The sequence below is a fragment of the Candidatus Manganitrophus morganii genome, from assembly GCA_021651055.1.
Lineage (GTDB): Bacteria > Nitrospirota > Nitrospiria > SBBL01 > Manganitrophaceae > Manganitrophus > Manganitrophus morganii.
On sequence record JAJHOH010000001.1, the window covers coordinates 604,831 to 619,408 of the forward strand.

Genomic DNA, 14,578 nt, shown 5'->3' on the forward strand with positions numbered 1-14,578 from the left:
AGGGGTGCTTGCGTTGCACCTTTGAATTTAGGTGAATAACCTCAATCTTCGAACGCTCAGATCCTAAACCATATTCTGGTTTCAGACAGAAATATTAGCTTAGTCTCTACCTGACTTTTTGATTTTCTTTGCTATTTCTTGTGATTTAACTTTACTCTGTCTTCAGATAAAGTTTACTTAAAGCGTGCGTGCAGATCGTACCATCCACCCCTGTTGTCTGCTGCATAATCATTACAAAATTGCTGCCACTGAGTTCGCACGGAGAGGTATGATTTCCATTGTCCATCCGTTGCCTCCGCCATTGGACCAGCGCCATGCTCCCTTCTAAATTGAACTCCATGGTAGGTAACGTACTCGGCTTCAGGCATATGCAACATTCGGCGTAGCCTGCCACGAATTCGATCAGGCAAATAATCTATCCTCGAGAGCTCTCGGAAATTGACCTGGTTGATGATTTTAAAGCTCCTATAACCGATAGCGGCCAGATGGTCAAGTAGCTCTATAGCATCTTCTCCCATTTCAAACGAGACATACTCTGGTAGGTGCTTTTCTGAGAGCGCCAGAATAGTATGTCGATCTGCTCCTTCAATATCGCACTTAAGGTAAAATGGAGTACCGAAACGATCTAAGATATTTTCGAATCGCACACAGCGGACTTTAATTGAGCCGTTGGGTCTGCGGTTTACTACTCTGTCATATTCTATTGAGCTTGATCCTAAGTCCTGTCCTGATAGATATAGTTCTACGGTACCTTCGTGATCGCTGATTGCCACATTTTCTATAGTAAGACGCCCCGTCTGGATAAAGCTTGTAAAGCGTTCATGAGCACTCTCAACAAGTTTGGTGTTTGCCTCGACTGCAATCACTTGGAAACCTTTAGCAAGATAATACGCTGTGTCGGTCCCATCATACATACCAACATCAAATATTAACGAATTTTGAGCCATAACACCCCCTTCAAAACTATTGCGTTACAATTCAGATATAAAATCCGCCTTCTTTCTGTTCGCAGACTTTAGATTGATCTTATCTTTAATTTCTACTTTAAGATCATCAGAAAAATATTTTTTGAATTCCCCTATCAGCCGATCCCGATCGGTCTGATTAAGCTCGCTTTCTATTGCGACTTCCAACAGTCCTTTTTGTTTCTGGATCGCCTGATAGTTGAGTACCAGATCATATTCCATCGCCAGATTCTTGAAAACGTAATAGAGGGTCAAGCTTGGATATTGGTTTTTGACACCATGTATCACCTTCCCTATTCTTCCAAGCACCTCTTTGACGATATGATGTTGCATCCCGCAAGAACATTTCGTCTGAGAGTCGAGTTCGATATAGTCCCCCAGCTTAAACCGGATAATCGGAAATGATTTTGAAACCAGGTTCGTCACAATGACTTCATTATTTTCTTCCTCGACGATCACCGTCTCCATATTCATATGCATCTTTCCTTGGGGACATTCAAAGGCAATAATGCCCGCCTCGGCGGCGCCATACTCGCTGACAATTTTTCTCCCGAACGCTTTTTGGGCCTCGATTTGATACTGCTCAAAAATTTTCTCGGACGTTCCCTTCACCATCTTAAGATTTGTCAGAGGCCCCATCCCCGTTTTATTGATCCGCTTGGCCACTTCATAGATCATCGATGAATAGCCTCCTAGGAAGGCGGCCTTTCTCAACTTCCTAATAAAGGCGTCAATCTCATCATCTTTATAGGAAAAGAGCCTGAAGCGATTCTGAAGAAAATCCAAAAACTTTATCTTTACCCGCCGCTTGAATGCGGTGTTGTATCCCCACAAGTAACCATTCAAATCCCACGGATCGACGCCATACCATGAATATCCTCGATAAACAGAGGCCCGATGCCATGCATCCCAGTCTTCGTTCCGATAGAACACCAACGGCTTGCCGGTGCTGCCGGAAGTCTCAGAATAAAAGAGCTTTTCAGGGAGGGTCTTAATCTGAATTTTTCCGACGTTGCTCAAGAGTTCCTCTTTGGTGAGCACCGGCATCTTCTTTAAATCAGACAAAGATCTGATATCATCGGGGTGGATCTTATTTTGTTCAAACCTGTTTCGATAGAACTCGGAATGGTCATAGGCATGGCGAAGCAATGCAGCAAGCTGCTCATACTGGTATTTTTGGAGTCTGTCGATATCCCACTTTTGGCTTTCGGCTAAAAACTCAAGGTTGTTCAGGATGCGCGGGTTCCGCGCCCGAATCCCGGCCAAGTAAACAAGTTTACTCAGCATTATTCCCTCCGCCCCTGGAGAATAGACCGCGCACAAAAATACCCAACATGGATTTACCTCTCCCCCACAACGGCTTGCACTTCTTCCATCCTTCTCTTGAAGGATCGGGTCAAGCTTTGATAAATCACATTCGGACTATATTGGTAGAGATGTGAAAGAAAGAAAAAATAATTCTCAAACCGATTGCGCAACATTTTCTGATGAGCCAGTTTTAAATAATCTGCCTGCAAGGAAGGCAGGTCCGTCTCCAGGCGTGCATACTTCTCGGAGATCATCGATCCGAGCCGGTCCATTGACTGTAGGAACGCCGGATGGAACCGCTTGTCGGGAATTTCCGGCTGGAAGAGATCGTTTATATATAGAGGAATCATTTCAACCTCTATCGTCCCCTCTTTCGAGACCCTCGCCTTCAACATCATCGATTGGCGCGTTGGCTTCTGCCACATATCGAATACAAAATTGCCAAGACTATAAACGATGACGCCTTGTTTATACTTCTCTACCCCTTGCAGCACATGCGGATGATGACCGAGAATGAGATGGACCCCCTGATCAATCAAGCGGCGAGCAAAGACAACCTGCTGCGGAGAGGGATAGGTCATGTACTCCTCGCCCCAGTGCAAAGAAACAATCAGGACATCGGAACGACCTCGATACGTTGCGACCTCTTGAAGGACCTGCGCTTCCGTGGAAAACGCATAGGGGACTTCTTTCCCTTTGTAGTAGTTTTCACAACAGAGTGAATAGGAAAGGAGGGTGGCTTTCATCCCATTCTTCTCAATCTCATATGGAATACAGCCGCCGGCTTCCGATCGCAATCCGGTTACAAATATTCCCTGTTTCCGAACAAGATCCACCGTTTCTAAGAAGGCCTCTAATCCATACTCCATGCAATGATTATTAGCGAAATTAAGAAGGTTAAAGCCGGCTCTCTGCAGGGCAGGCACGGTGCTTGGAGCTCCCCTGAACTCGGCAGATTCAACCTTTTGACTGACCAGCCCGATGTCAGAAAGGACCGCTTCCAGATTACCGAAAACAATATCTGCATCACTCCAAACTGATTTCACTTTCGAGAAAAGATAGTCCGGTCCCAGTTTTTCCGTTTGCGAACGTACCCCATTGCCAAATCGGACCGGATGGTCCCCGAACATCAAATCACCAACCGCAACGATACTCAGATGTTCCTTCAATTTGTTCCCTCACTTCTACTCACGTAATACTCAAAATTTAAATACTTGATTTGTTATTCATTACAGACAGGAACGCGTCAAAATCTCTTTCCCAATTAAAGACCTCTTTCACAGCACGGCATCCGTTCGAACCTAACTTTGCTCTCAAATGTGGGTCTTTCAATTTCAACAAGGTTTGAATAAGAGAATCGTTCGTGTAATCAAAGATCATCCCTGAATTCGTTCTCTCAAGAATTCTCTTGACCGGTTCCAAGTTTCCAGAAACAACCGGTAATCCACAAGCCATGTAATCAAATACTTTGTTCGGTAGAGTAAGATCATTATGCGAAACTTTGAGGTGGGGAATGATTCCCATATCTCCTTTCATTAAGTAATCAGGCAACTGATGATGCGGGACAAAACCGGAGAATAAGACATATTTTTCGAGCTTTCGATCACCGACCAACCTTCGAAGTTCAGTCTCGTAACGGCCTGCTCCAACAATTGTGAATACAAACTTCTCGTCCAACTTATTGACCAGATGATCGACTGCTTCAATAACCAGGGGGATTCCGCGCATCTCCGTGAGATCCCCAACATAGATAATCTCGAGTGCATCCTTTCGTTCTGTATCATTCCTAATAAAGCTAAGCTTGCTCTTCAGAGGGGTATTATGTAATAAGGTAATTTTGGAAGCTGGAACTCCCTTTTTTATCAGATTAAGCTTCATCTCTTCCGATACAGGGAAAATGTGGGCCGCCAGCCGGCAAACTGTTTGTTCGACAATTTCCGCAAAGCTTGCATTTCTTATAAGAAAATTGATCATCCTTTTTCTATAAGGAGGCCTTTGTATTTTGCGATAGCTATCCAACATCTCAGGATAGGGTTCGGCCATATCAATAAAACAGGAAAGTCCAGTCGCTTTTCCAACTAAAATACCAGTTAATGCAAGCGGTAAATCTCGGACTAAGATCAACTCGACATTATATTTCCTTACTACTCTAAAAACATATAGCAACCAAATAGGATTGAGAAAAAAAGGAAAGCTTAATAATTCGCCGAGAAATCGAAACGTAGGAAGTCGATGAATATGGATGCCATTACTATATTCGTAACGTTTCCGTCCTTTGGTGTTCCGACACACCAAGTGGACTTCATGCCCCGCACCCGTGAGGGAGTCACATATTTTTTCTACCCTGACATCCCAGGGATAGTCGGAATCCCATATCTTGCAGACTCTCACCATAACCCTCTTAGGGAGCATGCTCTCTGTATTTTAGAAATGCCCGTCTTCACTGTCCGTCTTCTTATCGCATGCGCCATCATCGTTCTTCACCAACACCATCACTTTGTTAGTGGCCTTTGTTCATCGCCTTCTCTTTCCTGAGCCATTCCCTAACGTTTTCTCTTATACCTGATAATTCGACCTTAAAAAACAACTCAGAAAATTTACCGCCGAGACCCATCGAGCATTCCTCAAGGACATTTTTTCTTTTCAACTCGAAGGGCCTTTCGTACGAAATATTTGTTCCAGGCACGCATGTAAAACCGGCCAAATAGCCTTCCTCTTCTGCTGTTTTGATAATAGATGAATCAAAGTTTCCATTCGGATAAGCGATAAAGTTCACAGGTCTTCCAGTTTTTTCCTCTATGATTTTCTTAGATTCTTTTAGCTCTTCCCGAACCTTTTCACCGGGAATGTTGGTGAGAAGAGAGTGACTCTTCGTGTGAGAACCGAAAGAAATATTATTTTCAGACATCTCGGCAATTTGCCTCCAGGAAAGCAGGTCTGAATATTTCTCCCGACGCTCATGACCAAAGGCTGAATTTAAATCTCTGATTAGATCATCGATTTCTTCCAACTGAAACGCTTTCAAGTATGAGATCAGATCATTGATAAGCGGCATTCGAGCCGGCATTGGACTGATCAGGACTCGATCGATTCTTTGTAACAATTCGGACGGACGACCTTTCAAAATCGATTGCAAGGCCTGCCTTTCTTGAGAGCTGTCTGGAAGAGGCATTTTCTTCAACAAATCAGCCAACTCTTCATGCCAAAAAGTACGACTGGTATCGATATAATCTGTGCTGATAAAAATAATGGCCGGCACCTCATTTTGTTTCAATATCGGAAAAGCATTTGTATAGTTATCACTCCAACCGTCATCAAAGGTGATGAAGACCGATTTTTTGGGAATCGAACGTCTGCTCTTGATGATGTCAGCCAGTTCTTCTCCGGAGAGGATGTGGCAGTTCTCTTTGAGATAGGATATTTGTCTCTCAAAGCTCTTCAAGGAAACCTTGAGCGGGTCGTCAAAATCAGAATGCGTCGATATTCTATGATAGGTTAAGACAAGAAGCCCCTTCTGTTCTCTTCCACCAATGGAAGAAATCTCAAATAGAGAAAGGAAAGCTGCTTTTTTGAGAATATGCATCATCATTTTAAAATAAAAGGATCAACTCTTGAGGTTGATTTAGACAACCTTCCGTTGCAAATGAGAGTAAACATCCACATATTGCTTTGCCATATTCGCTGCGGAAAATGCATCCCGGACGCGATGTCCTGCATTGATCCCGACTCGCTCCATCCGCTCTTTATCCCTGAAGAGAGATATGACCGCATTTGTGATCATCTGAGGGTTTGCAGGCGGCACCAAGATGCCCAGTTCCGGGCCGGCGATTGCCTCCGGCACCCCCCCCACATTCGCGGCCACAATCGGTTTCTCTGAAACCATCGCCTCCAGGAGCACGATCGGCAAACCCTCGGACAGAGAAGGAAGTATAAAGAGATCGATCATTTCTAAAAGTGCCCGAATCTCTCCCACATATCCGAGTAACTTAATATTGTCGATAAGTCCAAGTCTCTTAATGATCGCCTCCAAATCTCCCTTAAGAGGCCCATCACCGGCAATAACCAATTGGCAACCGGGGATCTCTTCTAAAATAGAAGGCATCGCTTCGATTAAATGTGCATGCCCCTTCACTTTTGCAAGGCGACCGACGGCCCCGATGATAAAAGCATCACGCTGTATTCCATACTTCCGACGGAGGGACAATGGATCGAAATCAGGAGTATCGCCGTCAATGTGAATCCCATTATAAATAAGGCCGATCCGATCCTTCTTTAATCCGCGCCTCGTCAAGTCTTCCAGAACCGCCTTAGATACAGCGATGACTCGATCCATTCTCTTCAGGGCAACCGCATCCAAAAATTCATAGAGCTTCCCTTTCATCCCGGCCGATTGTTTCGCCCAACCATGCACCGTAGAAACAGTATTAAAACTTCTCCCCGGCAAGAGACTCAAGAAAATATTCGTTTTATAGCCATGAGAGTGGACAAGGCCCAAACCCTGATCTTCAACAAACTTCCGAATACCTTGAAGGCCGGAAAGATTTAGCCCCCGTCTCATCGTAAAATATTGAACAGGAATGCCTTCCTTTTCCGCCTCGGCAGCGATTTGAGGTCGCTCGCTCTCACCCTCCCGAATACATCCCAAGATTCCGGCGTATTGAGAGCCCTGCAATTCCTTAAGGAGGGTCAAAACGACTTTTTCCGCTCCATACATCCCGCCACTGTCTATCAGATGCAATACGTTAGTTCGCATTTGTCGCGGTATAGACCGATTGGTATAATTCCTCGTAACGGCCGACAAACCGGTCCAGGTTAAAGTCAGCTTCTACCCGTGCCCGGCTGCACTCTCCCATCCTCTTTAACCGTTCAGGATCTTTTAAAAGAGAAATGGTCCCCTGGTGAAAGGCCTTTTCATCATTCAGAGGAAAAAGCAGGCCGTTGGAGTGATCGATCAGCTTTACATTTCCGCCGACCTCAGACGCGACAATCGGAAGGCCGCACGCCATCGCTTCCAAAATCGTCATCGAGGTTCCTTCACTCAATGAAGAACATACATATAAATCAAATACGGGTAACATCTTTTCAACTTCCGCTGACCGCCCCATAAACATGACCTTGGAAGCCACTCCGTTGCTTTTCGCATAACTCCTGAGACTTTCCTCACTCGGCCCATCCCCCACGATCAAAAGCTTGCATTCCGGAATGGCCTCGGAAAGAGATGGAAGAGACCGGATTAAAAACTCCAAGTTCTTAATCGGATCGAGTCGACAGATGGTGCCTAAAACCTTATCCCCTCTATTCAAGCCGATGGCGTTTCTCAATTTATTTTTTTGTTCCGTATCCAACGGCACAAATCGGTCCGTATCCACGCCATTAATGATCGTTAATAACTTCTTCTTGTTTATTTTTACTCCCATCTCCAAATATTCCGTCAAATTTTCGGAAACTCCAACGACACGATCCATCATCCAAGAAGAGAACCGATCCTCTAGAACAGCAGACCGCTTGTCGGGAACGAGTCTTCCATGATCTGTATGAACAATTCCTTTGACCCCGGCCTTCCAACCTGCCAAGGCCGAATAAAGCGAACAACCGTTTTGGGAATGAATGATATCGATCTCGTTATCGACTAAAATCTTGCATAGGTTTTTAAATAATCCGGTATCAAAAGGACCAGGCTTTCTATTGAGGATATATGTCCCAACCTCATTTTCTTTCAATTCCTCACAAAATATCCCACCTCGGTCAAGACAACAGAGATATGGGATAAATAATTTCTTGTCGATTCTCCGAATTAATAGGTTAACAACCCGCTGGAGCCCCCCTAAATCCATGTCTAAAGCGATATACAAGATTTTTACTTTATCTGAGCCCATCGATTCAGCCAACGAATTTATTTCTTCGGTCCCATAACTTCTTTGATGATTTTGTCCACCAATGTCGCCTGACTTCCCCATGAATAGGAGTCCTCAACGGTTTTTCTGCCCGCTTCAGCAAATCTCTTTCTTTGTACTGGGTCTGATAAAAGTGTAATGACCGCATCAGCAAACAGGTCCGGGGCATCTGCAATCAAAATATTTTGACCGTGGACTGCATTTATTCCGTTGCAACTAAAAGAGGTTGCAACGACCGGCTTTGACATGGACCACGCCTCGAGAACTTTATTTTTTAATCCCGATCCGGAAACAATCGGCGCGATACAGACGGCCGCTTCTTCAAAAAAAGGCCGGATGTCTTCAACAAAACCGGTCAGCTTGACGCCCGGCATCTGGGACGCCAAAGTTTGGAGTTCTGTCGTGGGATTCCTTCCGGCGATGGTGAGCGAGACGTTCGGCATTTTTTCGCGGACCAGGGGAAGAACCTTGCTGATAAAATAGATCACCGCTTCAACATTTGGAGGATAGTCCATGACCCCGGTAAAAAGAAGAGAATCGTTTTTTGGGGGCTCACCTTTTGATTTGAAAAAGTCGGTATCAACCCCGTTCGGAACCACCCACAACTTTGAACGAGGGGTTTCTTTCATTACATAATCCTTATCTGCTTGCGTGATAAAGATAGAATTTCGGGCCGTCGAAAAGTGAATTTTCTCATATCTTTTTGCCCATATATAATTTACATAATCTGTCAGCTTTTCTCTCATGCCCTTTTTTACCTTGAGGCAGCTATCCATAAAAAGAGAGAGCGAATCGATGATATCGACAACATAAGGTATCCGATTGGACTCTTTCTGATCGTAATAAAGAAACATCGAGAATCCGCAAAAGAAGATGAAGTCATATTTTGACGACGCCATTTTTCGATTGACCGCTTCAGCCATTTCTTCGGAATAATAGGGCAACCCAAGACCGAGCGCCGAAGGATAAAAAATGTTTCTGAGCGTTGAGATCTTTTTTCCCACCCTTCGCAGGGTAGACTCTGGCACGATTTCCATATCGACAAAACAGGGGCCCAATTGCTTTAACGCTTTTTCACGGTCCTGCAAAAGTTGGGGATCGCCGAAGGTCAAGAAATCGAACTGATACCCTGAGCGAAAGCTCTTGAACAGGTTGTAATTTCTGATCATATGCCCATCGGAGGGAGGATAGGGGTACTTGGGGGCAATCAGCAAAACGAGGAGATCGCTCAAATGGGGGCCCTCTTTTTTATTAACGATCGAATATAGAGTTTGTCCTCGGAATCAAAAACGCCGAAGAGAAAAAGCAAGACCGGATAAAAAGCGGCGCCCCCCAAAATGGCCGCGAAGAGATTTATATCCAGAAGAAAATTCACCATGACAATCATCGCCGCAACACTAAATACCAATCTAAAAATATGCGGGTCGGGTCTGTATTTCACATCAAGCTTCCACAACACCGCGTTGATAACTACCACCACAACTGCTTCCGTGATAACGGAGGAATAGGCCGCCCCGATGATGCCATAATTTTTGATTAGAATAATATTGAGCGAAATATTAACAAGACAGGCGAATGCCATAATTTTTACCTGGGCCGCTTCTTTCCGGATCGAAAACAGGATGGTGGACTGCATCTGAGAGAAAAAGGAAAACACCCAAAAGAAAATGAAAATGTTAAGGACCTCGGCCGACCGGATAAATTCCGGGCCAAAAATAAGGAAAATGACCTTTTCTGAAACAAGAATGGTCCCGACCGAGATCCCCGCCGTCAGGATGATTAAAAACTTTGTCGTTTTTTCATATGTGCTTTGAAAAGTGTCTCCAGATCCCCCATGCATTCTTGAGAAGGCGGGAAAAATGGAGGAGGTGAACGCCGCCGGGATAAAATACAATCCCTCGACCAACGTCACCGCCGCCATATATAAACCGACCTCCAGCTCACTCGTCATCTTGGAAAGCATCAAGATGCCAATTCTCGAATAGACCATCGTCAGAAGGGCCGAGGCGTAAAAGGGAAACCCCTGCTTTATCAGTCTTAACCACGTCTGCGCTTTGAATCTCACGCCGGATATTCCCAAACTTCGATAAGAAAACAACAGGAGACCCAAAAAGATGAATGCGTTTCCGATCGAGAAAGCGGAGACGATCCCCCAAAAACCGATCCCGGAATAAACTGCAAAAACAATAATCAAAGCGGTAAAAAGTCTGAATGCCAACGAGGCCAGCCCGATCACATACATCTTCTCCAGCGATCGGTATACCGACAACAAACTCTCATAAAGCACCTGAAAAAACAGACCGATGCATAACACATAAATCACCTGGATCGTCTCAACTGGATAATGGAGAAGATGAACGGAGAGAATAATTACCGCAATATTCAGGGCTGATAATAAGACTTTAAAAGGGAGAATGTCTTTAATGAGGTCGATGTTTTTTTCGTCTCGGGCGGCTTCCCTGATGAATAATGACTCAATTCCTAAATTCGAAAGGACGCTGAAAAATAAGATATAGGAGAGCCCGAATGTATATCTGCCGTAGAGCTCCGGACCGATGCTTTTGGCGATGATCGAGGTGGTAAAGATGGAAACAAAGGTATTCACGATCGAAACAACGCTAAGCAGCAGGGTGTTTGTGATAATCTTTCTTCCGCCGGTCATGAATGATCCTTACTTTACCTTGTAAATCCGAATGGTATCCCCGCTTCTTGTCGCGGTCGGCTCGAAGCTCTGAACGAACGAAAATTGCTGGTCCAGGTTCTCATAGAATTCGGCCGACTTTGGATATTTCTCTCTCCAGGCGGAGTCTTCCAACCAACTCCTCAGGCTCGCGTTGTGAATGATATAGTTAAACCCATTTTCTCGGTAGTAATCGAACGATTCGATATCGCGTCCTAACTCGGTTGTGGTGATATCATAGGTAATCTCAGGCATATTTTGAAGCAATAGCTCAAAATAGATTGACGCATAGGAATCTACAATTTTAACCTGGGGAGAATCATAGGTTTCCCCCTCTTTCAAGTTTCGAATCACATTCATCTGCGCTTCGAGCTTCTCGCGAGATTGACTGATTCGAGGCCCCGATGTGATCATCGTATGTCCCGCATCGATCAAGATCTTACTGCCCGCCGGAATATTCTCTTCGATCCACTTTTTCGAGACCTTGCTCGTGTTGTCCTCCGTCAGACGAACCGTATATGCCGCTGAATTGCGGAAGGGATAGAACACCATCACGATGCAAACAACCGCGATCGCCGTCGCTTGCAATCGTTGATCGGATACGAACCGCTTGATCGTCACATCGAGCAGACGCCCGCTGAGCAAAAATAAGGCGGGAAAGAGGGTCATCAAGTAGCGGTCCATAATGAGAAAGTCGGAATTCGCAAGAACAAGGAAAATGACAATCACAAAAGTCAGGAGAATATAATCCCAGCGCTCTCTCCGATAAACCGCGTAGAAAAGGCCACAAGCAGTCAATAGGAAAAGGGGAAGGCCGAAATCCTTTTGAAGGACCATCAAATATGTGTAATAGGCATTTCCTCCCACGGCGTAGGAGACTTCGTCGTAAACGTTCGTATAGATCCCGTATTGCCAAACGAAATACATCACCCATTGCTTGAAGGCGACAATAATCGCAGGATTGCTGATCAAGAGGCCGGCCGTAAATGCGGCGGTGGAATAAAAAATTTCTCTGGAAAAGATCGAGCCCTTTATCGATTTCCGCTCTTGATAACACCTGAAGAAGTGGGCCATGAGAAAAATGATCCCGATCCCCCCGCCGATGATCTTGATGTTGATGGTGACCGCCCCCAGAAAGGCGGCAATGGCGTAATCGTTCAGACGCCCCGATTGGAAAAACCGGACGATGAAATAGAAAGAGAGAAGAAAGAAAAAAGTCAGGGGAACATCGGTCCCCACGAGATGGGAGGTCCAGACATGAAGGGTGTTGACAGTGAGAAAGGCGGCCGCGATGAGTCCGACCGTTTTGTTATAGAGCGATTTTCCGATGAGGTAGAGAAGAGCGATTGATATCGTCCCCATGGTCGCCACCGTATAGCGGCCGATCAAAAAAAGCGGATCCATGTTTCTGATGATCTTCGCCGCAAAATCCATCGGGCTGCTGAAGAGATTGGTCAGATATCCGATGATGAAATAGACGCCGTATTCGACCGCCAATATATTTTGAAATCCTTTTTTGTGCCATCGGTTCGTGTTAAATTTTCCCGAAGCGACCCGGAGCGCTTCGAACACCTCATTATATTCATCCGTATTCTCGGCATTATGCAAGCCGTAATACCTCAGAACGGCGCCGAAGAACAGAATCGCCAAAAGGACTTTGACAGATGGATCATCACGGACATAATCGATCGCGTTGTAAGCCTTTATCCTGATCGTCGTCAAAATCGAATCTTGATTCCTCGGGAAGCTCTGAACGTCGGCTCCCATCGGAATCCGCTCATCACTTTGAGATACTTCATCCAAATTCGGCATCCTTCTTTTCAAGAGGTCCGCAGCTCCTTTCTTCCGCCCGCTTTGATATATTCGACGCCTCCGAGAATGCTGACCGAAACGACGATTGCAAACCACAAGAGGGAGAGGCTCAGCGCCTCCTCTTGTGTCGCCCCGATCATCGTAAACAGCAGCACGAAGGCCCCCTCCCGGACACCCAAGCCGGATAAGGAAAGGGGGAACATCGAAGCGGTGGTGGTGAGAGGGATGAATATAAAAAAGTAACCGAGAGGAATATCGATTTGAAGCCCTCTGGCAATCACATAATACCCGATGATCACGCCGATCTGAACGACCATGGAATAGAGAAAGATCTTTACCAGCATTTTGTGGAATTTTTTATAGCTCATCAGAACATTGTAAAAATTATCTATCTTTTCCGCGACACGATGTAATCGCGTCCTTTTTAATAGATTCAGCATCCAGCCGTGCATCGCGTCGACCCAGAGGACAAGGCTGAGGAGGAAATATCCCGCCACAAAAACTCCCAAAACGATCGGAAGCCCCGTGTCCTTAATCAGCGGATAGCCGGCAACAAGCCCGGCCAGGACGATAAATATCAGCGCCGTAAAGCCGGAATACCGATCCATAAAGATGGAGGCCAAGGAAGCCCCCCCCTTTCCGGTCACCTTGTAGAGATAATACCCCTTCACCGCGTCCCCGCCGATCATCGTCGGAAGAAAGTTATTGAAAAACATTCCGATAAAATAGATGGAGAGAAGGTTTCGATAAGGGATATCGACATCTTTTTCCAAGATAATCGACCACCGGTAAGTCGAGACGCACTGCACTCCGATAAAAATGCAGGCCCCAAGCAAAACGATGCCCGGATTGACCGAACGCATTTTTTCCCAGAGCGAACTGATGTCTATCTTCGAAAAGAGGGCATAAAGAATCACCAGGCTGATGATCGATTTCAAAGCCGTTATGGAGCTGCTCTTCTTCATCTTCCGAGTATTTTCTTTACGATAAAGATCGGTTTGCTCTGTGATTCGTGATACGTTCTCGCCAGCATTTCTCCCAACAGCCCCATGCCGATCAGCTGCCCCCCCAGAATAATTAACAGGATCGAGAGAAGAAGGAGCGGCCTTCCGCCGATGTCTTTACCGACCACAAGTTTCTCATACGTCAAATAAAGGGCCATCAAAAAACCGAGGGCTCCGGATAACAATCCGGCGGGGCCGAACGCCTGTATCGGCCGGGTGGAAAACCCCTGGAGAAACTTGATCGTAATAAGGTCCAAGATCACCCGGATCGTCCTCGATATGCCGTATTTGCTCTTCCCGAACCGCCTGGCATGGTGTTTTGTTTCCACTTCGGTGATCGAGGCGCCGACCCAGTTGGCCATGGCCGGAATAAACCGGTGCATCTCTCCATAAAGCCTGACATTCTTTACAATCTCTTTTCGATACAATTTTAATGTGCAGCCGTAATCGTGCAGGTAGACCCCCGTCACCTTCGATATGATCCAGTTGGCGATCTTGGAGGGTAATTTTCGACTGAGAAATTTGTCCTGCCTGTTCTTTCTCCACCCGCTGACGACATCATAGTCTTTGCTTGCTTCAAGCAGTTTCGGAATGTCGGTCGGATCGTTTTGGAGATCGGCATCCATCGTAATGATGACGTCCCCTTCCGCATAATTAAACCCGGCCGCCACGGCGGCGGTCTGTCCGAAGTTTTTTCTGAATCCGATCACCACCACCGTTTTGTCCTTCGCTTGTATCTCCGACAAGATCGAAAACGATTTATCCCTGCTCCCGTCATCGACTAAAATGATCTCGTACTCCCTGTCCAATTTCTCCATCACATCTTTGATCGCCGTATAAAGATGGGGAATGCTCTCTTCTTCATTGTAAATAGGAATAACGATCGACACTTTTTCTTTCATGCAAAAAACCTCC

General features: G+C 45.7%; 12 protein-coding genes. All 12 read right to left on the bottom strand.

Going from position 1 to position 14,578, the window contains the following annotated elements:
- Positions 1–173 precede the first annotated feature (173 nt).
- The 12 genes from MCM46_02770 to MCM46_02825 all read right to left on the bottom strand — a co-directional run bounded on the left by MCM46_02770 (position 174) and on the right by MCM46_02825 (position 14,565).
- Entirely contained in the window at positions 174–947 is a 774-nt protein-coding gene (locus MCM46_02770; GenBank protein ID MCG3110726.1) for an FkbM family methyltransferase, read from the bottom strand.
- A gap of 24 nt (positions 948–971) precedes the next feature.
- On the bottom strand, positions 972–2,252 hold the full coding sequence (locus MCM46_02775) for a hypothetical protein (protein ID MCG3110727.1): 1,281 nt from the start codon (positions 2,250–2,252) through the stop codon (positions 972–974).
- Positions 2,253–2,305: 53 nt separating this feature from the next.
- Positions 2,306–3,442, bottom strand: a complete 1,137-nt coding sequence (locus tag MCM46_02780) for a CapA family protein (protein MCG3110728.1) — start codon at positions 3,440–3,442, stop codon at positions 2,306–2,308.
- A 37-nt stretch (positions 3,443–3,479) separates the two neighbouring features.
- Positions 3,480–4,667 carry a glycosyltransferase family 4 protein gene (locus MCM46_02785; protein ID MCG3110729.1) on the bottom strand — a complete coding sequence of 396 codons (1,188 nt, stop codon included), beginning with the start codon at positions 4,665–4,667 and terminating at the stop codon, positions 3,480–3,482.
- A 106-nt stretch (positions 4,668–4,773) separates the two neighbouring features.
- Positions 4,774–5,862 carry a polysaccharide deacetylase family protein gene (locus tag MCM46_02790; GenBank protein MCG3110730.1) on the bottom strand — a complete coding sequence of 363 codons (1,089 nt, stop codon included), beginning with the start codon at positions 5,860–5,862 and terminating at the stop codon, positions 4,774–4,776.
- A gap of 33 nt (positions 5,863–5,895) precedes the next feature.
- Positions 5,896–6,987 (bottom strand): glycosyltransferase, encoded by a 1,092-nt coding sequence (locus tag MCM46_02795; GenBank protein ID MCG3110731.1) that lies wholly within the window; start codon positions 6,985–6,987, stop codon positions 5,896–5,898.
- A gap of 28 nt (positions 6,988–7,015) precedes the next feature.
- Complete coding sequence (locus tag MCM46_02800) at positions 7,016–8,230, bottom strand: glycosyltransferase (GenBank protein ID MCG3110732.1); 1,215 nt, start codon at positions 8,228–8,230, stop codon at positions 7,016–7,018.
- On the bottom strand, positions 8,167–9,399 hold the full coding sequence (locus MCM46_02805; GenBank protein ID MCG3110733.1) for a glycosyltransferase: 1,233 nt from the start codon (positions 9,397–9,399) through the stop codon (positions 8,167–8,169). Before MCM46_02805 ends, MCM46_02800 begins: the two co-directional genes overlap by 64 nt.
- Positions 9,396–10,829 (bottom strand): oligosaccharide flippase family protein, encoded by a 1,434-nt coding sequence (locus MCM46_02810; GenBank protein MCG3110734.1) that lies wholly within the window; start codon positions 10,827–10,829, stop codon positions 9,396–9,398. The genes MCM46_02805 and MCM46_02810 overlap by 4 nt, the downstream gene beginning before the upstream one ends.
- Positions 10,830–10,838: 9 nt before the next feature.
- The gene (locus tag MCM46_02815; protein ID MCG3110735.1) at positions 10,839–12,650 is read right to left on the bottom strand and encodes a glycosyltransferase family 39 protein; all 1,812 of its coding nucleotides are present in this window, start codon (positions 12,648–12,650) and stop codon (positions 10,839–10,841) included.
- Between the two features lie 17 nt (positions 12,651–12,667).
- On the bottom strand, positions 12,668–13,624 hold the full coding sequence (locus tag MCM46_02820; protein MCG3110736.1) for a flippase-like domain-containing protein: 957 nt from the start codon (positions 13,622–13,624) through the stop codon (positions 12,668–12,670).
- A complete protein-coding gene (locus MCM46_02825) occupies positions 13,621–14,565 on the bottom strand; it encodes a glycosyltransferase family 2 protein (GenBank protein MCG3110737.1) in 945 nt (314 codons plus the stop codon). Before MCM46_02825 ends, MCM46_02820 begins: the two co-directional genes overlap by 4 nt.
- Positions 14,566–14,578 lie beyond the last annotated feature (13 nt).

Coding starts and splice junctions, on each gene's coding strand:
- MCM46_02770 (MCG3110726.1), bottom strand. CDS start 947: ATGGCTCAAAATTCGTTAATATTTGATGTTGGTATGTATGATGGGACC.
- MCM46_02775 (MCG3110727.1), bottom strand. CDS start 2,252: ATGCTGAGTAAACTTGTTTACTTGGCCGGGATTCGGGCGCGGAACCCG.
- MCM46_02785 (MCG3110729.1), bottom strand. CDS start 4,667: ATGGTGAGAGTCTGCAAGATATGGGATTCCGACTATCCCTGGGATGTC.
- MCM46_02790 (MCG3110730.1), bottom strand. CDS start 5,862: ATGATGATGCATATTCTCAAAAAAGCAGCTTTCCTTTCTCTATTTGAG.
- MCM46_02795 (MCG3110731.1), bottom strand. CDS start 6,987: ATGTATGGAGCGGAAAAAGTCGTTTTGACCCTCCTTAAGGAATTGCAG.
- MCM46_02800 (MCG3110732.1), bottom strand. CDS start 8,230: ATGGGGAAGTCAGGCGACATTGGTGGACAAAATCATCAAAGAAGTTAT.
- MCM46_02810 (MCG3110734.1), bottom strand. CDS start 10,829: ATGACCGGCGGAAGAAAGATTATCACAAACACCCTGCTGCTTAGCGTT.
- MCM46_02820 (MCG3110736.1), bottom strand. CDS start 13,624: ATGAAGAAGAGCAGCTCCATAACGGCTTTGAAATCGATCATCAGCCTG.
- MCM46_02825 (MCG3110737.1), bottom strand. CDS start 14,565: ATGAAAGAAAAAGTGTCGATCGTTATTCCTATTTACAATGAAGAAGAG.